Origin of the sequence: Nitrosospira sp. Nsp13 (genome assembly GCF_900101945.1) — a bacterium.
Taxonomy (GTDB): domain Bacteria; phylum Pseudomonadota; class Gammaproteobacteria; order Burkholderiales; family Nitrosomonadaceae; genus Nitrosospira; species Nitrosospira multiformis_D.
In genome coordinates this window covers 27,983-52,283 of the sequence record NZ_FMVD01000016.1, presented here as the reverse complement: position 1 = coordinate 52,283, position 24,301 = coordinate 27,983, and the positions used below count along the sequence as shown (strand labels likewise).

The following is a 24,301-nucleotide window of genomic DNA, read 5'->3' as shown; positions in this document are numbered from 1 at the left end:
GAGAATTCACAAAGTGTATCCGGGTGATACATCCTCCACTGTTTCTGCAGATCTCGCAGACTATCCGTCAGTCCCAGAATATCCAGCAAGGCAGGGCGCAATTGGCGCAGCATGCTACGGATCACCCCATGCATTTTTTTTACGCTTCCACTTATACTTTCAGCGCTGACCTGAAGATCGAGATGCCTGTCGGCTCGTCGGTAAATCGTTTGGGATTCCGCATCGATAGCAGTAAGCCATTGACCCAGTTCATCATGCAACTCGCGAGCAAGATAGCGGCGTTCCTTCTCCTGAACCTCGAAAGAATTCTGCATGAGCATGCGGTTTTCCATTAGCAATGCTTTGTATTCAGCCTCCACTTTCATTTGTGCTGAAATATCCTGGACCTGGGAGATGACAAAGCGCGGCGTTTGGTCTGGATTTCGGATCAAGCTGATAGTTAGGAGCACCCACACAACATGCCCCGCTTTGTGGCAATAACGTTTCTCGAGGTTAAAAAAAGTGATCTCGTTGTTCACCAACTGCTTCACGAGCTTCAAATCGATGTCGACATCGTCCGGATGGGTTATCGTTTGGAAATTCGTTGCCAGCAGCTCTTCTTTTTCATAACCCACAATGCGGCATAGGGCGGAATTGACTTTCAGCCAGCCCCCGTCCAATCCAACGAGCGCCATTCCTATGGCAGAATGCTCAAATGCGCTTTTGAAAAGCGCATCCTCATTACTAAGATAGGAAGCGTCCAGATCAGCAGAAAAGTAGCGAACCAACTCCCGGAATTTCACCTCAGAAATTTTTGAACGGTTAACGTACCTATTCTTTAACGACATAACAGAAGGTTATCATCCCATCTAACCCTCTGTTCTAGTCATGACCCTTATTTTTTATTAACAAAAACAGGCTGTGTCCAGGCAACTGAGCCATCTGAACATTCCACACGGGCTCTGACATATAGCTCATCACCCTTAAACTCATAAGAAGGGTTCGCAGACTCATCCATTTTTAAAACCTTGCCATCTTTACCAATGAAGAAAGTGCGATACTTCGTATTGTTATGACCAGGCAAAGACCATCCTATATCTTTGTCAATGCTAGGAAGTGTAATTTGAATTCCATTTTTGTCAGCCTTATAATCTTTAAACTCGATTGGGAAGGTAAGGTGATGTTTAACCGCGTAAAAATCACCACGATCAATTGCCGCAATGATTTCCTTTGGTGATAGTTCTTTAGCATACACAAAGACTGATGTGCGTCCTGGAAGGGCAGGATAAACTATTGCGGGGGCTGCTTCGTGGGAAAAGCTTTGTGGGGCAAAATCATAAAAGTGATGTGCGTCATCAGCTGCCAAACCGTAGAGAAGACGCCCAGTAGACAGAACCTGATCCCACATTTCTTCAGTAGAGGGGTGACCACCGCCGCCCAGGTCATTCATGCCGGGCTCTGAAGTAGAAATTTCAAGGTGTTTAATCAGAACTGGATCGGTTTTCAATATGTCATCTACCGTTGTAGACCAGTTTAAATTTGGGTGAGCGATAGCAGGAATACCACCAACACCCCGGATCATTTTGCCCTGCCGGTTATATATGGCAGAAGCAGAATCATCTTGTGGAAGGGTAATGTAATTTGTTAAGGGGTCTCTGAATTCTTTAATATTACCTGGTGTTCCTCCGTAGCCTTGCATGTCATAAATCTTGTCACCAAGTACCGGAGCTTCCTTGTTGAGTTCGATCCCAGGAATAACACAGAATCGCCCTGGAGTACCGTAGAATTGCTGCAATCCTTCAACATTAGTAGCATAGTTTAAATCAGTTATTATGGCGAAGCTGTATCCAGCTTTTTTATACCATTTGACAGCATCACCAGCATCTGCCCAATTGGTATGAACGTGAACTTGTCCACGCCACCATTTGCCCTCTTGAGTAGAGGCTGCCGATGCGTTTGGAGCGAAAGTAAAATAAACTACAGTAACCAGTAAAATGGATTTGAAAATTGAACAAAACCTTTTTAATTCATTCATCCTCAGACCTCTTTGAAGTTTATTCATTGATTATTTTTAAAGCTTCTTCGCAATTAATTCGAGCACCATGCTGCAAATAATTAATCTGACGCATAGCAGCCTCATGTTCTTCAATACTGCCACCCGCACAACCGTCTTCAACTACTCTTATGTGGTAGTCACGTTGGTTAGCGACAGCACGGGTGTAGTGCACACACACGTTTGAGGCGGCACCGCAAATAATCAAAGTATCACCAGGCATGATCCCGAGCCCGTTGAGCCGATCTGGTCGCGTGGGTGGCCCGGGCGGTTCGGGATTCGCACGCACTTCCAGAGCTTGCAAATATTGACCAGTAGCTATTTGTCGTTCCAGCCTCGTCCTTCTTCATGTTGATTTCCTCGAAATTTCCAGAGCAGAATCATCCACTACTTTTTACATGGAATAAAGACTACTTTTGGGATATCATTGCGCCATCAATGGAGCAATTAGATGGAATTCTTGAATGACATGGCCCTGTTCGTGGAAGTTGTCAAGGCCAAGAGCTTTCGTGGTGCTGCCGATATCATTGGAATGCCGAACTCGACCCTGTCGCGACGGATCAGTGCGCTGGAGAGGATGATTGGGTTGCGCCTCTTGCATCGCACAACGCGCAAGATCGAGCTAACCGAGGCTGGTCGGATTTATTACGAACGCTGCAAGCGCATCGTTGATGAAGCCAGGCTTGCGCACGAACAACTTGGCGAAATGCTTGCACAGCCCAGCGGCGTGCTACGGGTTTCGCTGCCTTTGGACTTTGCCGTAATCTACATAGCGCCTTTGGTCGCCAAATTTGCAAGCCTCTATCCTGGTATCACCTTCGATCTCGAGCTCGCCTCACGGCGGGTCGATCTGGTGAGCGAGCCTTTCGATGTGGCGATCCGCATAGGAGAGCTGGAGAATTCACAACTGATTGCGCGTCCACTGACCATGCTTCCTGAGTACCTTTACGCTTCGCCTCGTTATCTCGACCGCGCGGGAGAGCCTGTCGAGCCTGCCGATCTGGAGCGCCATGAGTGTCTCGGCATGCTGAAGGCTGACGCGTGGACACTGCACGATGGGACGCACACCACCAAAGTTTCTATTGGTAGCCGGTTCACACTCAACAGTATCGGTATGATTCGCCACCTGGCAGCACTCGATATGGGCATCATCATGATGATGGAGGAAATTGTCGCCGATGATCTTGCCAGCGGGCGGTTGCGTCGCGTATTACCCCAGTGGCATGGGGCTCCGGTATCCGTCTACGCCGTTACAGAGACCCGGTTACTGCCTGCAAAGGCACAGCGTTTCATCGAGTTCCTACAGGAGCATTTGGGCAAGGTTTGACAGGATGTTGAAGGGGGTCAAGGTGAGCTAACCCGGCTTTTCCGGACGGTTTAATTTGGAACCTCGCTGGTGGCCTGCTCAAATGCCCCCGGGCTGACATACCCTAACGTTTGGTGAATCCGCTGGCGATTATAGAACAGCTCGATATAGCTGAAGATCGCTGTTCTGGCACTTTCCCGACTTAAGAAGTAAAGCACCTGAAAAACAATGCGGAGGATATTAATAAAAGCCGTGCCGTCGCCGTAATCGAAGAAAAATACACATTATGTATGGGAAGTCGGGTTATAGCGATTTACCGGCAGCGATACGAGTTTATTTGACTGGCTATTGCAGCAGCTGCAGGAGGATGTGCTGGAATTGCTGACGCTTTTGCGTTTCCGCCTTGATCAATACGGCTCAAGGCTAGTTTGCACGAGAGGACATAGGTTAAAGGTCTAATGATACTTCCTAAACTTGCCCACCATCCCCTCAATGGGGATTTGGTTATTTCTCAACAAGCTCGTGTACAACAGAGCCAAGGGGGAGTGATGGAGGTTGCGCAAGTAAGCCCTCCGCAGTCAGGAAAAGATTTCCATTGGATCAAATGCTTTGTCCTATTTTGCCAAGAGCTCTGTATGAATCACGCTTAGGGTTAAATATCTGGGCACCGTAATATACCTGCGACGGCATCTAGCAACGTTTGGTAATCGACGGGCTTTGTTAGGTGATGCTGAAAACCCGCTTCAAGACTTTTTACACGATCCTGAGGTTGGGTAAACCCACTGAGGGCGATAGCGGGAGTAAGCCCGCCTCGATGCGGAGGTAGGCTGCGGATCTTGCGTATGAATTGATGGCCATTCATCTGAGGCATGCCAATATCGCTGACGATAAGATGAGGCCTGTGTATTCGAAGCTTTTCAAGTCCTTCAAGAGCTGAGGCAGCGGTAAAAACAGTGGCATAATAGTTGTTGAGCAACTGCTGTGTAATCTCACGTGCATACGCTTCATCATCAACGACAAGAATTTTCTCGTGTGAAAGTGCCGAATTCATGAATATTATGACCTCGAAATTTTCCAGAGTGGAATTTTCCATTATTGTTTATATAGAATAAAGGCTATTTTTTGGATAACATTGCTCCATTAATGGAACAATTGGCATGAAAATGATTTGTGCGCCTTTATGAGATATCGATCGGCCGCAAGATTAGGATCGTTTACCCGATCCAATGTTTTAGCCTGGCGCAAAACCCTGGAGAAGAGTCGCTGGCGGGCGCCATCATCCGCAGAAAACTGGCAGTGCTGGCTTCCTTGTTTGAACATTTGTGTGCATCCAATTCAGTGACGCACAATCTGGTCAAAGGGTAAAACAACCGTAGTTGAATCACGACAGCGAAAAACCCCAGCGCTGGGCGATACCCAGTCGCGCCCTTGGTATAGTCATCAGCGAATTCAGACAACGGATCACATTTTTGTGATAGCTAAAAACGTATTCTTTATTATTGATAAAATATGTTATCAATAATAGAATGGGCCATGAGCTCATCCGATTTTCCTGTTTCATTACCTCCGTCCAGTCGGCTTTTATCCTCGGCAGACTTCCATCTCCTGGCTGATGTACCGCTGGTGATCGAATGGTTTGCCAACATCGACAATCCGCAAACGCAGCGAGCCTATCGAAATGCGCTTGAGGATTTCATGAAATTTACCGGCATCGAGCGGCCGGATGAGTTTCGGGAAATTTCACGCGCCCATATTATTGCTTGGCGGGATGATTTGAAATACCGGGAGTTAAATGGGACGACCATCCGGCATCGTCTGGCTGCGCTTTCCTCATTGTTCGAATATCTGTGCGACAAGAATGCCGTGACACATAATCCGGTCAAAGGCATCAAGCGCCCATCCGTAGAGGGATATCTGGGAAAGACTCCCGCAATCAGTGATTACCAGGCGCGAGGCTTACTGGATGCACCTAAGGACGTGTCGCTTAAGGATAAGCGCGACCGTGCCATTCTGGCCACCTTGCTCTATCACGCCCTTCGGCGTGAAGAACTCTGCAAGCTGCTAGTCAAGGATTTCAAGCATGAGCGTCGAGGAGTTACCCATCTAAAGGTTTCGGGCAAGGGTGGAAAGACACGCTATATTCCACTGCATCCGGCTGCAGGTGGGCTTGTCCTGGATTATCTGGAAGCATCCGGTCATGGGCTTGACCTTGCGGGCGCTCTCTTCCGGCCCATTCGCAATAATCGAATGGGTACTCTACACACGGCCATTACTGCAGATATGATTTATAAATTGGTACGCAAGTATTCTGCTGCGCTGGGTTTCAAGATCGGAGCGCATGCACTACGTGCGACTGCGGCAACCAATGCTCTGGATCACCAGGCGGACATTGCCAAGGTGCAGGAATGGCTGGGGCATGCGAATATTGCCACGACCCGAATTTATGATCACCGTAAGACGCGACCGGAGGACAGTCCAACATTTAAGGTGAGCTATTAACGCTTTCAATCTCGCCTCCGTCGTTGATTACATTGGGCATGAATAGCCATAATCCGACGTTAGGCTACAGAATACGATAGGAGCTTTTGCACCGCAAAATCGGTGTGCTGTTCAGGCGCGAGGGTTGCCCGAAACATTCCCGATTACTTGAAAAAAGCGAGTTTCAGTCTATGTTTAGATTGTGTTGTTCGCGATTTTGGAACACTACAATGCCCTTCACAGGCTTTTACCACGGGAGATGTTCAAATGCCTACTTCAGCCTTACCGCCAGCATTTGTTTGGCCTGGTCCACCTGACCATCTCCCAAGAACGTGGGAAACCCTGGAGAAGCAATTTACTATGTTGCGTGAGTATGCTCCAGAACTTGTAGAGAGAGCGGTTGGGATTCTCGCGTCAAATCAAGCGGCAATATCAAAAGTCGGAAAACAAACTCTCTGAGGGAGACAAATCTTTATTTTGGTGGTCGGGCATGAATGCTCAAAAGTGCTCGGGTGCGCGAGCAAGCTGCAACGGGCGCTAACCGAGAGTAATCCTTGACACTTTTGTAGATCCTCCAGCTGTGCCAACATATGCCATTACAACACCTAAAAATTTTGCGAGGGGGGACGTTTAGAGACTGTTTTCGTAGGGACAAAAGCCGTTAATTTTCGAACTGACTGCAGAGGGTTTTATGCATCGCTCAAACCAGCTGACCGAGAAGATCGAGGTTTGGGATAAGGCTGGACATGCCCTAGCCAGCCTGATGATTGCTTCATCCTCATTACTGCAACAGAGCCCAAAAAGAAGCGTGCTTTAAAGCGCGAATCGAGTCTTCACCTCCTGTAGGCGAACGTATTTTTGAGTCAGACTGGCTAAGCGAACATGAAAGAAAAAGTCCAACTGAAAAATTAGAGCTATTGGCAGAAAAACTTAATATTACATACAACGTTAAAACCGAGCCATGGGTTGCTGCTATCCGGCTTTTCGATTTCCGCAATCGTATTGCTCACGCCAAGCCTGAGTTTGTTAAACCTGATGAAGTATATCTTACTCAAAAACAATATGATGCAAGTCAGTTTAAAAGGAGTTTTCCGAGTTCGAAACTTGAAAATAAAATTAATTTAAGCAATGCCCAACGAGCATTTACACCGGCGGGAGTTATTAAAAAGATTTTGTGCGACGCAATTCCTCCTGAAGATGCCCAAGGTCTTTATGTCGATAGCGCATCTGGCAGCTTCTCCCTGTCTGAATAGCTGCACATGATAAAGAGCGAAATTAGCGATAGCGAGAATGCCAATCGATTAACAGTGAAATAAGATAATACAGAGGGAATATGGCTAAATTCTACATTAGTACTTTTACTGGAATGTTTCTTTTGTTTTTTTCTCAAGGAAATCATAGTGAAACTATCATGCCAGATAAAAATGAGGAAATCACAATTAAATGTGAATGTCTTATATCGGACACGGCATGTGAGTTCGAGGTGTTTGCAAACATGCACGGGAAGCCTTTGCAAACCTGGTATCAGGAAGGAACCTTGACAGCTGGAGTGTCGGCTGATCTAAATGCAGCGTGCTATAGAAAGCGAGATGTAAGTGGAATGGGTGAAGGCCTTTGTTGTACTACGTCTGACGTAACCAAAACAATAAGCAATCTATTTCGCGGAACTAGACAATAATTACCATAATATCAGTGCATTAATAATGACTGACCTTTTTTACCTTCAAGTTTACCTTATCTGATGTCCAGCTTGCATCGATCAATGGAAGCAGAGTGATTCTGCCAAGCTTATCTCTGACTCTTAAAAGAAACGTCCCAGAGAAATTGCCATTTCCATCCCTCATCCAACTTCGAAGCATATGGTAGACACTATTAGAGTCAAGTGACTCATCACGGAAAGCGTACATCCATATACCGCCATATTCCGGTAGTTCAAATGACACCTCGGACAATCCATCATCATCTAAGAAAACATATTGATAGGTATCAACCAAGATGTCATATGTTTGAACATCAAAAGTTGCAAGAAAGGTCCCGGCCCGAAAATTGTAATTTTTTAGTACCGCAAAAAGTGCATCGGAATCATTGGCAGCATTTAGAATCGCGATCGCCTGACGTCCTTTAATTTCCGGTAAGCGAGGCCTTATTGCGCCAGTCCAGCTACAGGGTGCTGTAGCTGGAGCGTCCGCGTTATTTTCCTGACATCTCCCTGGAGTAAGAGAAAACGAAGAAGAAAAAAGCTTAACTGGCTCCAAGTCATCCCTAAAGATTAATTGTGATTGAGTAAAGGCACAAACGTTGGGACCGTCTTTACGAAGGCACTCTTCATGCTTAGCCATTATGGTGTTTAGATATTCTTTTGCAAAGGAAACCCACTTTTTTAAATCATTCTCATAGCCATTGGGCACTATTTTTGCTTGCCGTAGAGGCCCACCGCCAAGCCAATTTTCTGCGTTTGCAATTTGCTCGGAAAGCTTATGATATGCGTTTGCCATAATATTTAGTTGATTTTCTCGATACTGGTCCCAGGGTTCAATTTTTGATGGATCGAATTTAAATTGATCCATTGACTGTACTACAAAGTAGTACGGAGCTGCATTCTTATCCGAAAACGACTTCATGTAATCCCCGATCCCTTTATAAAGCCCATCTAGATTTTTGGATTGCGTTGGGATATTTTCAGCGATACTCGAAAGCGCGCTATAACCAGCGCCCCCCGTCGCCAATGCTTGTACTGAAACTCGACCTTGGGAGGATGCGCGCTTTAACTCATCAAAAAAAGATGCGCTCGCGGAAGCTGAAACAGCACCTCCACCTCCAGAGACGGAACCGCCAGTATTCATTGCTGTTCGCAACTCCGTACTTGCGTTAAAGATAGTAATGACAATACTTGCCGATGCAGCACGGCGTTCGATTGCTACAAATTTTGTTCCGCATGTTTTAGCAAATTCTAACGGCTTGGGGAGAAGTGCGAGCGCTTCCGCTGATAAATGCGAAGGTCCCAACCCCCATTTTCCGAAGTCAGTTGTGGCATTAACTACGATTGTTACAGAATTCTGCTGAGAAAATACAGATCTATTTAACTTGAAGTACGCACTACCGCCGGCAGCAAGATAGCGGCCTTCACCTTTGGCTTCAAAATTTACAGCACTAGCCAATTCATCATAACTGCTTACCTGTAATACGGAAAATATTGTCGATGAAGGACCGGAATCAAGCTTGACTATGTCTGCCTCGATGCATGACTTCATTGGTAGTCTTATATCTCGTGGTAAAAAGCCGCGTCCAAGTGACAAGCTACTTGAAGGATGATATCCATACGAGGGCGGATCTGCTTGCGGAGTTAATGATTGAGCAAGTGCATTATTGACTGAAAAGAGAATCTGAAAAGGGATCATCCACATTAATAGCAGATCTACGGTTTTTAGCGGCCGAGACATAAGTATTATCATTTTATTTTCTCTCTTTTTTATAAAACGATTATCTCTATATGAGTAAGACTCGTTTACATAGTGGGGTTTCTACTCGCACACTCCCGCTTGTTAGAAGGGAGATTATTAATAAAATAGCATATTGTCAGCAATGTGTTTCTAAGAAACAGACTGATGGAAAGTAAAAAATCCATTCTTATGTTTCAACAGAGTCTGAAATCCACCGGAGAGTCGGATAGCCCTTTTAAGAGGTTATAAGTATGCACTAGCAATACATAAAGCGAGGTGATTAAAAAATGGCCTTCATTCTCGATAGCAAACTGTTTTTACCCATGATAACGTCCTTTATCATTCATAAAAATCTGCCATAAAAATGAGATCCATGGCTAATGGTCTTCCTCTTTTCCGTGAAGAGATCGATACAATATTGCCTTAAACTGGCCAAGTCTTAAGCGCAATCTCGGCAAGTTTCGTTTGTCTTTCTTCGATTTCAGTCTCCGTCCATTGCTCGTATTGTCCAGCCATTGATGTCATCACTAGCGGAGAGGCCAGAAGCTCTACTCTCTTTTCTTTGAACGACTTGTTACCCACATCTCCGTTGCCACTTTTTTGCAGCAGGCAGAGATTACCTAGGCGCCGCGTATAAAGCTTCCGTACCTCTTCTCCAATATCATCCCAACCGGCAGAAATATTCTGCGGCAAAATGTGTTCGAGGGTAATTGCGGTTGGATCTTCGTTGAGAATGTACCAGGGCTCGCTTTGGCCAGCATTCGCCGCTTCCAACGCGCCCAAATAATACCTCGCCAACCCCGCATTCGACACGCGCGCCATTTTAAACTCGTTGTTGAAGTCCGCATCAGAAACGATCACATTGCCGAGACTTGCCTTCAAAAGCTTTGCGTTCGTAATTTTGTCCTCAAAGACAGCCAAGGCTGAGCTCGCAAATGCCTGCTCAAGCGAGCCGCTACGCGTCCGGCCTGCGACTACGAGACGAACGCTGATGGAGACCAGCAGCTTAATCGCCTCCCCGAAATCTTTTGGCGAATACTTCATAGCTAAAGACAGCATAAGCGGGCGAATCGGCTTGAGGTCAAACTGGTTGAACACCTTCAGCGCCTTGGCAGTCGATGCGGAATGTGAGCGCCAAAAGTCCGCACTAGGTTGGAAGGTGGCCACATACGTTCGCGACGTAGCTTCCAAAGAACTTAGAAAACTGGCCGCGTTATGTTCCCCCCGAACAACTAACTGCACCGCATTGTATATCTCATCAGATCTGACGAAGCGCTTCGTTGCAATGATCGCGTGCCGCAGGAAATTGATTGCCCGATCGTCGTCGTCAATCTCCTCCAGATTGTCCTTCATAGAGGACCACCTGGACTGGGCTTCCGCGACCCGACTAGCGGCTTCTCCGAATAGGTAACTTTTTACGAGGTCGGCCTGAGATGTTTTGAGGCCCCTGTCATTGAGAGTTTCGAACATCTTAAATGCCTTCGAGGCGTTGTCCGCTTTGACCAGAATAACCGAAGCTTCAAATTCGATAAATTCAAGCCAATCATTGAGCGTTGTCGGTTTGTCCGCACCGGCAAATGTGCTGACAATCCTTCGAATGAAGGTCTTGGCCCTGCGGTACGCCTCTAACAAGCGCTTATGGGACTCGCGCGTGCAATCCGGGGGGGCGCCCCCGACAATCCCCGCAAAGAATGCGTTGTCGTCGATATTCAGGGTCAGTCTGGGGACATGACCACCCGCTTTGCGATCAAAACTACTCAGGTAATCGTTGTTGATGCTCTCGATAACTTTAGGTTCTTGTCCTATCTCGCTCATCACCTCGCGGATTGCAGTTATTAGCAAGGCTATCGTGGTCAGACGTTGTTGACCATCAACTATTTCCAACGGGTCATGCTGACCCTTGGAAATAGTCACAATCGTTCCTAGAAAGTGATCTGTGTGCTCGCTCTTTGCTCGATTGAGATCGTTGAACAACTGATCGACTTGCTCAGACTCCCAAGCGTATTCCCTCTGAAATGTGGGCACTCTCAAACGGTGTGTTTTGAGGATGCTACCTATGCCGCCTGGCTCGAAGATGAAGCCCTTAGCGCCGTCACTGGCCATGGGGTCCCCAGCCGGCCCATTGTTGACAATATTCTAAGGGCCTTTTGAACAGACCAATCAAGATGGTAAAGTTAGCGCTGGAGTAGATCATGACAATATCACCCTCTTTAAAAATGTCATACAAACGGAACAATAAAAGCATCGGACATTATTATTCAATAGTTTAAAAGACTTATTCGGGCTATATCACCAAAAAGCAACCCGACTCTCAAAACGCTGCTTACTGATCAAAGCAGTGGGCCTACGATTATCCGTTGAATCTAGGTATCATGTATACGTTTAAACGTCCTACATGACGCCACTATCCTGATGACATGCAGTTTAGATTCCGGTGCCTCAGGTTCAGATTACAGCAGGCTGTTAAATTAAGGTACAAGGGAAAGTCGGCAAGATAGAATAGTATCTGGAAGCCGCGGGCCATGGACAAGATCTGGAGGCGCCGTTGTTTCGTGCCGTTAAAAACAATGAGCATGGCCTCCTATATGGCGATGACCCCGGGCGATGTTTACGAACAAGTGGTGCTGAAATATTTAAAGGAGCTGGGTATAGCGGACAGGAATATGTGCCGCATGTGATGTGGGCTACGGCTGCGGCTAATGCGCTGGATAATGGGGCAGACTTTGCCAAGGTGCAGGAATGGCTGGGGCATGCGAATATTGCCACGACCTGGATCTACGATCATCGGAAGGCCCGGAGGATCGCCCAATGTTTAAGGTGAGTTATTAAGGACTCAAATTTCTGACAGTAATTGTAAGATTATCCTAAAAAAGCATTCCTTAGTGTTACAGCGGTAGGTTTAGCTTGAAATGGATTGTGCGCCTACTCGTATGAGAAGTCCCAAGTCTTTACGGGCTCGCCATAACCTATGCAACATATTCAGAATAAATTCGGCCGGTTGTTGTTTGCCCGAGCGCACATAATCAAGACCATGTTTCGCAAGTGATAGACCAAATCGATCTCCCCATTGGGTTGAGAAGCCTGACATTGCTTCTAGTGCATCGTTAAAAGCTATAGCGGAAATTTGCCCTAACTCTACTGAATTTGAGGGCTTCGTTGCCGGGACGTAAACAAAACTGTCATATACACCTATTTGAGTAAAAAACAAATACCCTGGGTATCCGACTCGGGCAACATTAATTCCCAATTGGGCTGACACGAATTCAAAGATGTCATAACTCTTGTCGGCCACCACCAACTCGGCACAGGCTTGTTCTGGGGTAAATAGGGCTATCGGAGGATCGACTGAATCAGATATATAAAGAAAACATATATTTCTTCCTCCGCAAATGTCTGGTCCCCCGGCTTCTACAAAGGAGGCAAATTCCTTATGAAGGTCGGGATGAAATAACAATAGGCAAATGATTCCAGCATGACGCTCCTGTAGCGCAGTTACTAAATGGGATTGATCTAAATCCTGAAACCTTTCTAACCGTCCAATAATTCCCATCTGTTTCTCATCGTCTGCGTGAGACAGCCAACTCTCGAAACTCTGTGTTAAGTAATATTTACTCATACGTTAATAATCCCAATTTTGTTGGCCCGGCGGCGGTCTGTCAGGCATTGAATTGATTCCTAGGTCTTCTCGCATGGAGAAAAGATCTGATGGTTGGGTAATGAAGGAAAATGCCTGCTTTAGCCCTTTCTCGTTTGTCCCCTCGGGGTAATGAGTGGTAAGGAGACCCTTGGTAGTGAGTACACTAACTAGCTCGCCAGAGCGTCGGATGACCCATGAAACGATAGCCATCGCCTCAGCTCCCGTGAGTGCAATGGCCCCAGCCGCTCCAGTCAGAACGCCTGTGATGAAACTATATTCTTGGCTTCCCAAGGAGCGGCCCGGCACTATTTTTGTCAATATACTGATAGGTAAGACGTTGAGCCGCGTCTTACCCCAAGGATGAGAAGATATTGGCATCAAAAGATCCGGGGCGAATGGTACTCGGTTGAACCTAGACAATCCAATCCGCGTGGCTGGATCCATGCCTCGTGTGAGTAGATAGTTCATCCGATCAAATAAGCTAATTGCTGCCAACACAATCCCGACAGCTGCTAAACCTGGCCACTTGTTATGAAACAAGTCGACAGCGACATTCATCGTTAAATGACATGCGACAGCGTCAGCAATGAATTCTTTCTGATGGAAAGGAAAATACATATCCTGATAGTTTTTGACAATTCTAGGGTCTATGGCCAAGTCTTTAAGAGCGTAAAACTCGCTCCCTTCCATGAGATACCAAGCTACGGGAGAAAATAATGACGAATTGCCCTCGAGGTGGCCGGCGCGTATGTGACCAAACTCATGTGCTAGGAGAAAAACGATCATAAGTATATGGAACGCATCTATGCGCTCTTTCATTTTGTTATTCGCGGCAGTTGGGCTGGCATTATGCGCAAACCGATATTTTTCCCCTAAAAACATAGAAGCCAAAAAATAAGGTAATTGAAGTCGGTGCAAAGAATGGGCCAGAGCGTACTCTATGCTGCCATCCAGGAATATTTCCTCGAAGGGCTTATTAACATCATTTGCGCGCGCACGTGCTATCAGATCATAATAAGTTCGCGCAAGCCCTTCCATATCTGCGACCAAATAACACCCGAAGATAATCAAATAGGTATCATGCCCAAGTTTCTGGACTTGTCCATGAGGTCGATACTTCATATCCGTCGCGAGAATGAAGTGGAGATCTGAAAACGAGCTGTCAAGGTTGTTAAGTAAATGGTCTAGGGCTTGCAAAAGGAGCGAGACAGTTTTTGGTGGTTCGTATGGAGAGAAAGAGACGTTACGTGACAGCATAGTTTTTCTACACCACTCCACCATGGGGGCTTTAAATATAACTGTATCCCAAGAGCAATTGGCATTTTCAGCCATTAAGGACATGTAATGGGAAACATCGGGGGGGCTAACGTTCCTGTCGCTGAGCAGTCTATGAAACTTCATTCGACACTCAAGGCTTTCTCGAATCTTATCATTACCACTATTGGCTCTAACATCTGTCGCTAATTGATGTGCGATCAGTCCTTCTAGCGCCGCTTTAAATTCTGGAGCCGTAAGTGGCATGCGCTTTCCATTAAGTTGGTGACGAAAAGGTCAACTCAAAAAATCTCGATAACTAGGAGTTGAGCTAATCTTGCTAAATATTGGATTATCCATCGACAAGCCTTGTGGTGATCGAGTGATTGGTTTTTCACTCCAACCTTAAACCCCCAGCATTTGCGGATAAACCTTAAATTATATTTATAGACCGAATCAGGCGTAATTACCCGGTTTAAATTGACCCCGCAAATTGCCTCAATAAAACGTAACCAAAGGGCATCACCGAATTCCTGCGCAACGGCACCAAGCTGGAAGTGGCGCACAAATGGGCGCTCATTTTTAATCTTGTGTTATTTCCCTATCTTGGGATTACCTTCTTCCATTACGATTTCGCTGGTTTAGATCCAACGTTAATACCGTTATTGAGGTATTACCTGTCAACGTAGACATTCCTTGACGGCATATCTCAAGTTATCAACATGAATTGGTTTTGGATGACCAGATTTCATCTTCCAAACAGTAAAGCCGCTCTTCATGGCTTTGCCGCGAAGCTCTGTTTGCTTACCCTCAGTGATAAATCGTACATGTACCTTGTTTTTGCCCTCCTCCTGAATGTCAAAGAGCTTGCGAGCAACCGCGTCACTCAGCAAATGTCCGCCCTTGGTATCCAAGCAATAAATCAAATTGGCTTTCCAAACTATAAAATCTGGATAGAAGGATGAAGTGTCACCCTCGGACAGAAGCGGGATGTGGAAGCCGCCACTACTGGGATTGCGGTGCCAGACGTGCCCCGACTTGTCGAGAGCTTGGGCATACGCAAGCTCAAATCTGTTTAATCCCCCGTAGCGCTTATAAAGGCCGTTAGCAAATGTTAGTGCATTCTTTGGAACACGCAATGTGCCAAACTTGAACTGTCGCAAGCTCTCATAAACGAGTGCGGCGTGCTGATAATAGGTGCCAACGATTTCCAGTGCGAGCTTTTCGGCGCTCTTGTTCGCGTTGCTTTGAACTTGCACACGTGCATCGAATTTTTGGTCTCGGAAATCGGCGATGGCTAAAGCCCTGTTAGAGCGTGATCGCAGAGCAGTGTTGACAAGCCAACGTAGCCGTACGGGATTGGTATGCCCGTCCGCCGTCCAGTCTAGACTCTCATTGTTCCCGCTTAAATTCTTTAAATCCAAGACCTGCGAGACAGTGTGAGCTTGGCCGATCGTGTCGACGCTACCCTCCGCGAACGTCGGAAACTCCGCGATGATTTCAGCGATCCGTTCGCACGCGGCTTCAGCGTCTACATTGATATAGCAGAGATTAACATCTACTCCCTCTCTGGGCTTTAAGTCCTCCGAGCCTGATACTGCATCTCCGAAGTTGGCCACTATCTCGATCGGCGCGCCTTCGTTCTGCAGCTTAGTCTTAACCGCCACGATGGCGTCGCTAAAGACGCTTTGATTGTCTACACGAAGGAAGAAGTGTGCCGAATTGAGCAGCGGGTTGTCATAATGAGTTGCTCCATATTGGCGTAACACTCGACCGATGATTTGCTCGACCTGGATAGATGAGCCCATGCTCTTGTCGATGTAAGCCAGATAGCAGGCCGGATCGTCCCATCCTTCCTGGAGCGACAGATTGAAGATGATGTGCTGATAGTCTTCTGTTGTAAATTCGTCGAAGTCGTTCTCGCCTTTAGAGAAGAGATTAACCTCTTCCGGCTTGTTGCTCTCGACGAAGTTTAGATTCGCGTAGATAGCGATTGACTTCGGATCAACGTTTTTTTCCTCAACGAGGTAACGCCAGATGCGGATAGGGGGAGCCTTGCGATGGGCAAAAGGTTTGGTTTGGTCATCTTTCTCCCCGTCATCGGTGATGTTGGTTTTACAGACGTAGATAGCCTTGGGTTTGAACCCAAGGTCACGGATGTCTATCTCTTCTTGCAGGATTTCGAGCCGTGAAAGGAGGTCATCGAGGCACCGTTCCATCTGAGCCGTGGAACCATCGAACTGGATAGCTTTCTTAACGAGCTGCGCATCGACCACCTTCTGGCTATCCACCGCCGTCGTGATGAAACGCTTTACGTCTGGTCCCTCATGCTCGTTAGCTGCCCCGAGAGCCTTGAAGGTCTCGGCATCATCCTCAGCGTCATCCACCCAGAGCTTGATGTGCTGAATAACTGACTTATTGAAGCTTTCGGGCAGTTTCAAGGTTGCCGAGGCTAACAGATACGCGTCGGGTTCGAGCTCGGCGAGCAGCTCGGTTTGCTGCTGGGAGAGGTTGTGGCCCTCATCATAAACAATCAAAAGCGGACGCCGCCTGCCTTTGTCGGAGCGATCAATGAGGCGCTCCCAGGGCGACTGATTGCCGAAAAGATCTTCGTCGCGCTTGTAAATATTGAGCGCGCCGTCAGATTGGTCTTTATTATTGAACAGGCCCGTCGTCGCCATGACAAGCAGTGGTGTGGTTCCGTCCGAAATTAGAACCGGACTGAGCTGAGAGACGTTGATAACCCTAAAGCCATCGACGATCTCGCTGTATTTCCCACCTCCTGAGAAGTTCGTGTAGGTCTGGGTGACCACCGACTTGGCTTTGGACATCCAGAAGACGATGGGTTCGGACGAGAAATGAGCCCGCATCAAAGCCACCGCCTGCGCGAGGACTGGTGTCTTACCTGCTCCAGTCAGAGCCGAGAGGGCTTGGAAAAAGGCGCGCGGTTTACGGCCCTTGCGCGGTCGGTAGGGATGGTTGGCGAAGAAGGCGTAGCGCTCGGCGATCGACTTGGCAGCCTCGGACTGGAAGACTTTGAGCTCAAGCATCCGCGGCCTCTTCAGAGTTCTCGTTATTGTAGGCATCGGAGCGAGGATTAAAACCTATGTGTTCCAGTACCGAATCAGGAATTTTGTAGAACTCAATGCCGCTGCCAGTATATGGCGCTAGCGACGCATAGACGTGATAGCGGGAAGCGAGGTTGGTAATCTTGGCCTCCTCAACAATGCGCTTGAATGCGTCCCGATTTAGGACTGATGGCTGATCGGGGGCGTCCCAAATAAGGAAAAATCCTTCTTCCCTGGGATTTACGGCAAATAAGTGTCGATGCGAGCCCGCCGGTAATCGCCGCAGATAGGATTTAGTCTTCGCCGTTTTGTCCCAATAGCTTGTAAGCAAAAGGTCAATCATCTCTTCGCGGGCAAGGGCGTTGACTGCCTCAGCGTCGATCTTCTCGCGCTTCAATTCGATGAAGCGGAATCCTCCTAGCAAAGGCTTGCTCATGCCATTAGGTCCATTAACCCCCATGACCACGCGCTTGATGCGCTCGGCAGTGAGGCTCTTAGCATAGTGATCACCCTTGTCCGTATTGCCCTGCTCAATGAGGATAAATCGGCGATTGGTTCCCGCTTCGGCGTTAAGTTCCAAGACAGCATGTCCCGTGGTCCCTGATCCTGCGAAGGGGTCCATTACGATCCCATCCGCCCTGCACCAGATTTGGATAATCTTTTTAATTAACCGCAACGGCTTAACCGTCTTAAATTCGTGGCCTTTTCCGACCACGGCGTCGAGCTCGTTGATACCCGCTTGGCTATGCCCGGAGTCTTCGTGGGCCCAAGACTGGCTTTCGATATTGAGAGGAATCTCATAGTCTTCGTTGGCCCAATAAGTTAGCGGTACCTTTCCTTTCTTTATCTTGTTGAGGTGCTTTTTGAGGCGAGGCCCACCTTCGCCCCCATCTGTGAAAATCAATTGGGGCCAATTCTTCTCGGCCAGGCGGGCATAGGCTTTCCGTCGCGCGGTGACGATAGCTGGCGACTCCGGATCGGGCTCATTGCCGATAAAGTGACAGTTTTTGAGCACAATTGCCTTCGCTTCGCAGCCATCGTCGAGCTTTTTGTAAACATAATCGCTCCCCCAACCTTCGAGGAGCCTCTTCATCTCGGTAGTTGCGCTGCGCCAATGCCCCCGTATTGGGTAATAAAGCTTTCCTGTAAATGGCGATTGGATGGCACAGGTACCTGTTTTGCGGTATTGGGGCGCGGTGGCGTCGGATGAGGCCCAATCACCGTCTGGATCCTCATCAATGTTGGTGTAGCGAGCGTTCATGGCCTCAGTCCGCTCTAAGAGGCCGGTCTGAGCTCGGTCGCCATTCTTAGCGTAAACTAAGACATATTCAGTCGCGGAGGATAGGCCACCGCGTTTACCGCCGGTGTCGTTCTTCGGTGAATAGGCCTTCTGCCAGTTAATAATGCCGATGCGGTTATCTTCCTTGAATATTTCGTCCATAAGCATTCCTAGGCGATAGAGCTCGCGATGGTCGATGCAAATGGCGATGACGCCGCCTGTCTTGAGCATCTCGCGCATCATCCAGATACGCGGTGTCATGAATTTAAGCCATTTGCTGTGCCGTGAACCGTCGTCTTTAGGTACGAGCTCGCCAAGGTTAGGATCATTGGGATCTTTATCCCACTTATCGTTGTACCGGAAATCCTCACCCGTGTTGTAGGGTGGATCAGTGATGATCAGATCGACTTGACCCCGATATTTATAAAGTGTGACCATAGTGGATAGGTTCTCGCCGTCCCATATCTCATTTTCGGCTTGGCTCTTCTCGTCACCAACCGAATATTTCTTGAGGATCTTGCAGAGCTTTGGCTTGACTTGGCGAATGATTTGCCAAGGAGCTGTACGGCCCGTATAGCTCATGACAATACCATCCCGCCCCGCTTCAATGAGCGCTGCATCGTGTTCCTGCAACATTTTTATGAGAGCAGAACGCGGTAATTCTTCGTATTCCACCATATTTCCTCGAAAAGGAGCTTCTACTGTGTTTGAGGCGCCTATATCCCTCAGCTCGTAATGGCACGCTGCTTTCGTTGATTCCTGTAACACGCCCCGGCCGGGTTCCCTTTTTATTTGCAACCAGTTTCAGGCAACGACTTCTAAACCGCGCTTTTGCACCAGATGCAACAACTTGAGCGCAGTGCCCGTGGGTTTTTTCTGGCCGATCTCCCACTTCTGTACCGTCGATACGCTCGTGTTCAGCAACGCCGCAAAGACGGCTTGGCTGACCCGTGAAGTTTCACGTATTTGCTTGATTTGTTCCGGCCTAAGCGGTTCGACGGGCGGCAAGCACAGGCGGTCGAATTCGCGCAGCGTGACCTGATCCATCACGCCCGCCTTATGCAGGCTTTTCGCCGTATCGTGGACGGCTTCAAGAATGGCTGATTTAGTTTTCCGCATCGCAATCCACCTCCATCAATTCCTTTGCACGCCGAGCCTTGTCGAGCGCCTGCGTCGTCAATGACAACAGGTGAGCCGCCAACTTCTTCAAGGCCTCCTCTTCATCCTTGTCGATGTTACTACGTTCGTTCTTTGGAAAGCCATACACAAAAACCCAACGATTTCCCTTATTGGTGGCAACCAGCGTTCGAAAGCCGCCACTCTTCCCCTGCCCAGGTCGGGCAATCCGCTTTTTCAGCACCCCGCCACCAAGGTCGGCTTCATACAACCCCGCCATCATTTCGCGCACGGCGGCGCAAAGGCTGAGCATGCTCAATCCTTGTTTGTGCGCCCAACGGTCAAACCATCGGGTTTTGTAAACCACCATGTAGCATCTCCCTTGATTCATAATATAGCACTAAGTGCTACAAACTGCCAAGCTCAGACCTACATCATCCAACTTATAACCCTCAGAACCACCGCACGGTGTTTTCAGAGATTCGGCTTAGCCCAGCCTGATTCAGATTATTCTGATCACGCGCATCGGGCATTGAATCTCTGGGGAGAATCTTACTTGCTGCGGTCTCAAAATATCTTGGTGCAGTTAGTAAGTACGTATGAGCCGCACACCTGGCATGATACTTAGCCAATATAATTAGACTTTCTACCGTTTCTTATGAATGATAAGGACGTTCTTATACTTAATGTTGTTTTGATGAAAAACCTCATTGATTGATAAGAACCTAGCCTTAGAGGGAGAATATTCTGATTAGCAAACTTATGCGAGGTCTAATCATTGTGCTTTCGGATACCCTCGGGTCCGATCTCGAGCGTAATGGCAAGGAAATTTGGGGTCTATAAGGGGAGGCTTTGATTAGAAGTCGCTTACTCATGTCCAGATCAATATCAAAGCAGCCAGGGCGAGGCCGAGGTTGCGACAGAACGCTTTGTGAGGATTTAAGAGCAGTAAGCCCTGTAGACGGGGAGTTATCAGTCCATCGGGTTATCCATAGGGTTGCCATGGCTGAGCGAAGGTGAAATTGCTCTTTACGTATCTTATCCAATTTTCTTGCCAGTTTACTTCTTCCCGCTATTTACTGCGGCCTTAAGAGTTGCCCCCGCCTTGAATACTGGCGCGTTGGATGCCTTGATTTTCAGTTCTTCGCCCGTCTTGGGATTGCGGCCGGGGCGCGCGGCACGCTTACGCACTTCAAATGAACCAAAGCCCACCAGCGTGATGCCATCGCCTGTTTTGAGGGTATCCGAAAAGATGTCGAGCAGCGCGCCAAGGGCCCGGTCGGCATCCACCTTGCTGGAACCAGTCTTGGTTGCCAGTGCATCAATGAGTTCTTTTCTGTTCATGCTTTGAATCTCCTTTAGTTCGAGTTATTAAAAGCTACTTTTGGTCATTCAATTGCGTAAAACCTGCAATGCCCCCTGTCACAGCCCTCGCCAGCCGCCAGTGGCGGTACGCTGCGCCTGTCATGGACGGTGATCCGCAACCGCTCTGTAGCAGATCCGGCCGGGGGCAATCAGACAGCACCAAAACCTGCTAATGGCGGCAAGCAATAACCCGATGCGCTCCCTGCACAGTACCCTCCATTCGTTTGCGAGGAGGATGTGTGGGGGGATAAACAAATCGCAACAGGATAGGCCCGCCTGTTTCTTCGCCTGTCCACCCCACCCATTCCCAACCCTTGCCCGTGAGCGCAGGGCTATCCCCCACTCCCGTCGCCCCAGGGCGAAGCGAAGAGGTTCGAGCGAGAGGATCTGGTTTGCAGAGCTTCTTTCCCTTTAACCCCTTCAGGAGAAACCCATGCAACTTTCAAGCTCATTTCGCAACTTTACCGCCGCCCGTTCGGAGCATCCACTATCTGATGATGAGATCGTGCGGGTCGCACCGTCAATCTTTGCCGATGGCAAGCATCAGAGCCGCTCAGAGCGCTATGCCTATATCCCCACCAGCGATGTGCTGAAAGGGCTGCGCAATGAAGATTTCCAGCCCTTCATGGTGTGCCAGACCCGCGTACGCGATGATAGCAGGCGCGAACACACCAAGCATATGATCCGCTTGCGCCATGCGAGCCAGATCACCGCAACGAGATTATCCTGCTCAACAGCCACGACGGCACCAGTTCCTACCAAATGCTGGCCGGTATGCTGCGTTTCGTCTGCCAGAATGGAATGGTTTGCGGGAATACCCTAAACGATATTCGCATCCCCCACAAAGGCAATATCATTGATGAGGTGATTGAAGGCGCCTTTACCGTGCTCGACGATTTCGAGTCAATCAATGCGCAGCTGGACGGCATGAAGGCGCTGACCTTGAATGAAGGCGAACAAGCCGCTTTCGCCCGTGCCGCCTTGACCCTCAAGTACGACGATCCGGTGAAACCGGCTCCCATTACCGAAGCTCAAATCTTGACACCCAGGCGCTTCGAGGACCGTGCCAGCGATATGTGGACGACCTTTAGCCGCGTGCAGGAAAACATGATCAAGGGTGGTCTGCGTGGCCGTAGCAGCATTGGGCGCGCCACCACCACCCGCGCCGTTACCGGCATTGACCAGAACGTGAGAATCAATCGCGCTTTGTGGATGTTAGCCGAGGAAATGCGCAAACTCAAAGCCTGAAAAAATTGCCCGGCCCGAGCGGGCTGGGCTGTTCAATTCACGGATTATTTCATTGAGCGCGTGATTTAACCGCCCTGCATACTTTCATTGAAGCTTCCCGGTTCCTCTTGCAGCGGGATTTTTTCCCACTGTTCTTGGGCCCAGCGCAGTCCCTCCGCCCATTGGGACAACTCCGCAACTTCGGCCATCTCCCCATAACAAAGATGATCGTACTTTTCCCGCAAGTCGGGCGGGATCAAACCTTTAACGATTTGATAGATTTCAAGGTGCGTCATGGTTTTTTCTCCCTTCTGTTTCCAAAATTATTAACTTTCAAGCCACTTTTGAGAAGCTAGGTCATCCGTTCACCGGCTAACGGTAGGGGATGTCACGTCATACGTCGCAAATCGGGCATCTAGCCATTTGGCCCATTTGTCTGCCTTTTGCATCAGATCCGCCCGGTACGTGGCATTCAGGTGGGGCGTGTTTGAGTGGTAGTTCGATACCTTCGTCCACAGATCCCCCTTGTCATTGCGAATATGCATCCTGAGCCGCCATGCGGCTAGATCGAACGCATAACATCCGGCTTGTTGGACATGGCTGGCGTTAATGCCATACCTAGCCAGATCGGAGAGATAAGTGGTATTGAACTGCATGGGACCAACGTCATAGGTATTATTCGAGTTGCGCACCCACCGCCCGGGCTTGCCGCCCTCTTTCTCCGCGACGGCCAGAACGATATTTGCCGGCACTTCATACTTCACCGCCGCTGCGATGGAGCAGACCACGCGCTCTTGGATATAGGACGGCAGGTCTCCCATTGCGCCCTACTTGCTGTCCCGGAATGCGGCAGCCTCCGCTTCCGCGTCGACCGCTGTTTCAGTCGAATTGGCAAAGGCATTGCCCTTGAATTCCGGTTCCTTCATGTTGGAGCGAATGGCCGAGGCGACTTTTCCGCCGGGAGTTTGGCTTACACGGCTGCCATCGCCAGCGAATTTTTCTTTTGTTGCTTGCATACTGCCCTTGGCAAAATGCGATCCCATTTCAGCGGCAAAGCGCGCCCCAGTGCCCATCGCCTGCCCCACTCCGCCACGGCCACCGGCTGAGTCACTGCCGCCCCCCTGCCCCACCCCGGTAAACATGCCACTGCCGGCATCCATACTGCCCTGCGCGGCATCGTAAGCGGCCTTGATGGCGGAAGCCCCGCCCGCCGTATGGGCAGCCGCGGCCATCATCATGCCGGCAGCGACCCCTGAGGCTGCTGCAGCAACCCCAATGGCAGCACCCCCGCCGATATTGCCAATGCCGCCCCCTCCCCCACCGACAATTCCGCTTAACATCGGCGGAATCTTGTTAACCAGCGCAAGCAGGACGATGGACGCCACCATTATCACGCTCATGTCTTTCAGACTTAGGCCGACGTTCATTCTTACATGATAGTCATCCAGGAAGGTCTTTCCGATACCCACCAACAGCACCATGGCGAACAGCGATACCGCAACACCCAATACCGTCTTGTAGTAATTGATCGCCATATCGGAAGTCCAGCGCGATCCGCCAAAGCCCAAAAAGAAGATGCCGGCATAAGCCAGTATCCAGCCGGACACGAGCAACAGCACCATGTTGACGCTGATGAGCGCCAGTATGACGAGGATCACCGCCGCCATGATGAGGGCAGTAGCACTGTCGAGCGGCGTACGGAAAGTAGACTGATCCAATGCTCGGTAAAAAATCTCAAACCCAATATCCACAATATGGGACGGAGAACCCATGCCCCGCAGCCCGCTAGCCTCCGCGCCGATCTGCTTGAGTGATGTAATGATTGAGGTGGCAAAATTGGGGCCATTGACCAGTAACCACCAGAAGAAGCCGGTAAATATCGTAAAGCGGATAAATTCGGCAAAGAATTCACCCAGGTCGGCACGCCTTAGCGCCATCAGTCCGAAGGTCCATACCATGCTGATAACGGCAAGCAGCCAGAAAAGCCAGGAAGCTCTGTCAGTGATGATTGCCGCCCAGGCTGTAGCCGCTGCCTGGTAACGCATTAAAAAATCATCCAGTACACTTGAATTGTCAATTGCAGCATGGACTTGCATCGA

21 protein-coding genes and 2 pseudogenes are annotated in these 24,301 nt (G+C 48.8%); 6 read left to right on the top strand and 17 right to left on the bottom strand.

Features of this window, described 5'->3' with window-relative positions; all coding sequences use genetic code 11:
- From BLO43_RS14555 to BLO43_RS14545, 3 genes are all read right to left on the bottom strand, one after another.
- The coding region (locus BLO43_RS14555) for a PAS domain S-box protein (RefSeq protein WP_139149291.1) at positions 1-827 on the bottom strand (827 nt) is incomplete at its 3' end.
- A gap of 47 nt (positions 828-874) precedes the next feature.
- Entirely contained in the window at positions 875-2,014 is a 1,140-nt protein-coding gene (locus BLO43_RS14550; protein WP_090907688.1) for a CehA/McbA family metallohydrolase domain-containing protein, read from the bottom strand.
- Positions 2,015-2,033: 19 nt separating this feature from the next.
- A complete protein-coding gene (locus BLO43_RS14545; RefSeq protein WP_302847703.1) occupies positions 2,034-2,321 on the bottom strand; it encodes a cysteine hydrolase family protein in 288 nt (95 codons plus the stop codon).
- Between the two features lie 162 nt (positions 2,322-2,483).
- On the opposite strand from BLO43_RS14545, the gene BLO43_RS14540 reads away from it, so the two are divergent.
- Entirely contained in the window at positions 2,484-3,359 is an 876-nt protein-coding gene (locus tag BLO43_RS14540) for a LysR family transcriptional regulator (RefSeq protein WP_090907687.1), read from the top strand.
- Between the two features lie 50 nt (positions 3,360-3,409).
- On the opposite strand, the pseudogene BLO43_RS14535 reads toward BLO43_RS14540, so the two are convergent.
- Together BLO43_RS14535 and BLO43_RS14530 are read right to left on the bottom strand one after the other, a co-directional pair.
- Positions 3,410-3,547: pseudogene (locus BLO43_RS14535) on the bottom strand (IS3 family transposase); the annotation flags it as partial.
- A gap of 443 nt (positions 3,548-3,990) precedes the next feature.
- Positions 3,991-4,431, bottom strand: a complete 441-nt coding sequence (locus BLO43_RS14530; RefSeq protein ID WP_090907686.1) for a response regulator — start codon at positions 4,429-4,431, stop codon at positions 3,991-3,993.
- A 440-nt stretch (positions 4,432-4,871) separates the two neighbouring features.
- Between BLO43_RS14530 and BLO43_RS14520 the strand changes: the two genes are divergently transcribed.
- Together BLO43_RS14520 and BLO43_RS14515 are read left to right on the top strand one after the other, a co-directional pair.
- On the top strand, positions 4,872-5,837 hold the full coding sequence (locus BLO43_RS14520) for a tyrosine-type recombinase/integrase (RefSeq protein ID WP_090907692.1): 966 nt from the start codon (positions 4,872-4,874) through the stop codon (positions 5,835-5,837).
- 746 nt (positions 5,838-6,583) lie between these two features.
- Positions 6,584-7,069, top strand: coding sequence for a hypothetical protein (locus BLO43_RS14515; protein WP_139149290.1), 486 nt, complete (start codon positions 6,584-6,586; stop codon positions 7,067-7,069).
- 444 nt (positions 7,070-7,513) lie between these two features.
- Here the strand turns inward: BLO43_RS14515 and BLO43_RS14510 are convergent, their stop codons facing one another.
- Together BLO43_RS14510 and BLO43_RS14505 are read right to left on the bottom strand one after the other, a co-directional pair.
- On the bottom strand, positions 7,514-9,256 hold the full coding sequence (locus BLO43_RS14510; protein ID WP_139149289.1) for a hypothetical protein: 1,743 nt from the start codon (positions 9,254-9,256) through the stop codon (positions 7,514-7,516).
- 423 nt (positions 9,257-9,679) lie between these two features.
- Positions 9,680-11,359: a DUF262 domain-containing protein gene (locus tag BLO43_RS14505; RefSeq protein WP_090907682.1), complete on the bottom strand. Its 1,680-nt coding sequence runs from the start codon at positions 11,357-11,359 to the stop codon at positions 9,680-9,682.
- A gap of 419 nt (positions 11,360-11,778) precedes the next feature.
- On the opposite strand from BLO43_RS14505, the gene BLO43_RS17115 reads away from it, so the two are divergent.
- Positions 11,779-11,934 (top strand): hypothetical protein, encoded by a 156-nt coding sequence (locus tag BLO43_RS17115; RefSeq protein WP_254773495.1) that lies wholly within the window; start codon positions 11,779-11,781, stop codon positions 11,932-11,934.
- Positions 11,934-12,077, top strand: coding sequence for a tyrosine-type recombinase/integrase (locus tag BLO43_RS17290; RefSeq protein ID WP_368086148.1), 144 nt, complete (start codon positions 11,934-11,936; stop codon positions 12,075-12,077). Before BLO43_RS17115 ends, BLO43_RS17290 begins: the two co-directional genes overlap by 1 nt.
- A gap of 78 nt (positions 12,078-12,155) precedes the next feature.
- Here the strand turns inward: BLO43_RS17290 and BLO43_RS14495 are convergent, their stop codons facing one another.
- The 7 genes from BLO43_RS14495 to BLO43_RS14465 form a co-directional block, all read right to left on the bottom strand.
- Positions 12,156-12,872 carry a hypothetical protein gene (locus tag BLO43_RS14495; RefSeq protein WP_090907680.1) on the bottom strand — a complete coding sequence of 239 codons (717 nt, stop codon included), beginning with the start codon at positions 12,870-12,872 and terminating at the stop codon, positions 12,156-12,158.
- A gap of 3 nt (positions 12,873-12,875) precedes the next feature.
- Positions 12,876-14,414 (bottom strand): hypothetical protein, encoded by a 1,539-nt coding sequence (locus BLO43_RS14490; RefSeq protein ID WP_090907679.1) that lies wholly within the window; start codon positions 14,412-14,414, stop codon positions 12,876-12,878.
- A gap of 413 nt (positions 14,415-14,827) precedes the next feature.
- Positions 14,828-17,197, bottom strand: a complete 2,370-nt coding sequence (locus BLO43_RS14485) for a DEAD/DEAH box helicase family protein (RefSeq protein ID WP_175443980.1) — start codon at positions 17,195-17,197, stop codon at positions 14,828-14,830.
- Entirely contained in the window at positions 17,190-19,172 is a 1,983-nt protein-coding gene (locus BLO43_RS14480) for a site-specific DNA-methyltransferase (RefSeq protein WP_217628080.1), read from the bottom strand. The genes BLO43_RS14485 and BLO43_RS14480 overlap by 8 nt, the downstream gene beginning before the upstream one ends.
- Before the next feature lie 126 nt (positions 19,173-19,298).
- Positions 19,299-19,613, bottom strand: a complete 315-nt coding sequence (locus BLO43_RS14475; protein ID WP_090907677.1) for a helix-turn-helix domain-containing protein — start codon at positions 19,611-19,613, stop codon at positions 19,299-19,301.
- Complete coding sequence (locus BLO43_RS14470) at positions 19,600-19,980, bottom strand: type II toxin-antitoxin system RelE/ParE family toxin (RefSeq protein ID WP_090907676.1); 381 nt, start codon at positions 19,978-19,980, stop codon at positions 19,600-19,602. Before BLO43_RS14470 ends, BLO43_RS14475 begins: the two co-directional genes overlap by 14 nt.
- Positions 19,981-20,669: 689 nt before the next feature.
- Positions 20,670-20,954, bottom strand: a complete 285-nt coding sequence (locus tag BLO43_RS14465; RefSeq protein ID WP_090907675.1) for an HU family DNA-binding protein — start codon at positions 20,952-20,954, stop codon at positions 20,670-20,672.
- Positions 20,955-21,408: 454 nt separating this feature from the next.
- Between BLO43_RS14465 and BLO43_RS14460 the strand changes: the two are divergent.
- A pseudogene (locus BLO43_RS14460) lies at positions 21,409-22,223 on the top strand (DUF932 domain-containing protein).
- Positions 22,224-22,288: 65 nt separating this feature from the next.
- Here the strand turns inward: BLO43_RS14460 and BLO43_RS14455 are convergent.
- The 3 genes from BLO43_RS14455 to trbL form a co-directional block, all read right to left on the bottom strand.
- Positions 22,289-22,498, bottom strand: a complete 210-nt coding sequence (locus BLO43_RS14455; RefSeq protein WP_090907674.1) for a hypothetical protein — start codon at positions 22,496-22,498, stop codon at positions 22,289-22,291.
- A gap of 69 nt (positions 22,499-22,567) precedes the next feature.
- Positions 22,568-23,023 (bottom strand): transglycosylase SLT domain-containing protein, encoded by a 456-nt coding sequence (locus BLO43_RS14450; protein ID WP_090907673.1) that lies wholly within the window; start codon positions 23,021-23,023, stop codon positions 22,568-22,570.
- 6 nt (positions 23,024-23,029) lie between these two features.
- Positions 23,030-24,298, bottom strand: a complete 1,269-nt coding sequence (gene trbL / locus BLO43_RS14445; RefSeq protein ID WP_217628079.1) for a P-type conjugative transfer protein TrbL — start codon at positions 24,296-24,298, stop codon at positions 23,030-23,032.
- Positions 24,299-24,301 lie beyond the last annotated feature (3 nt).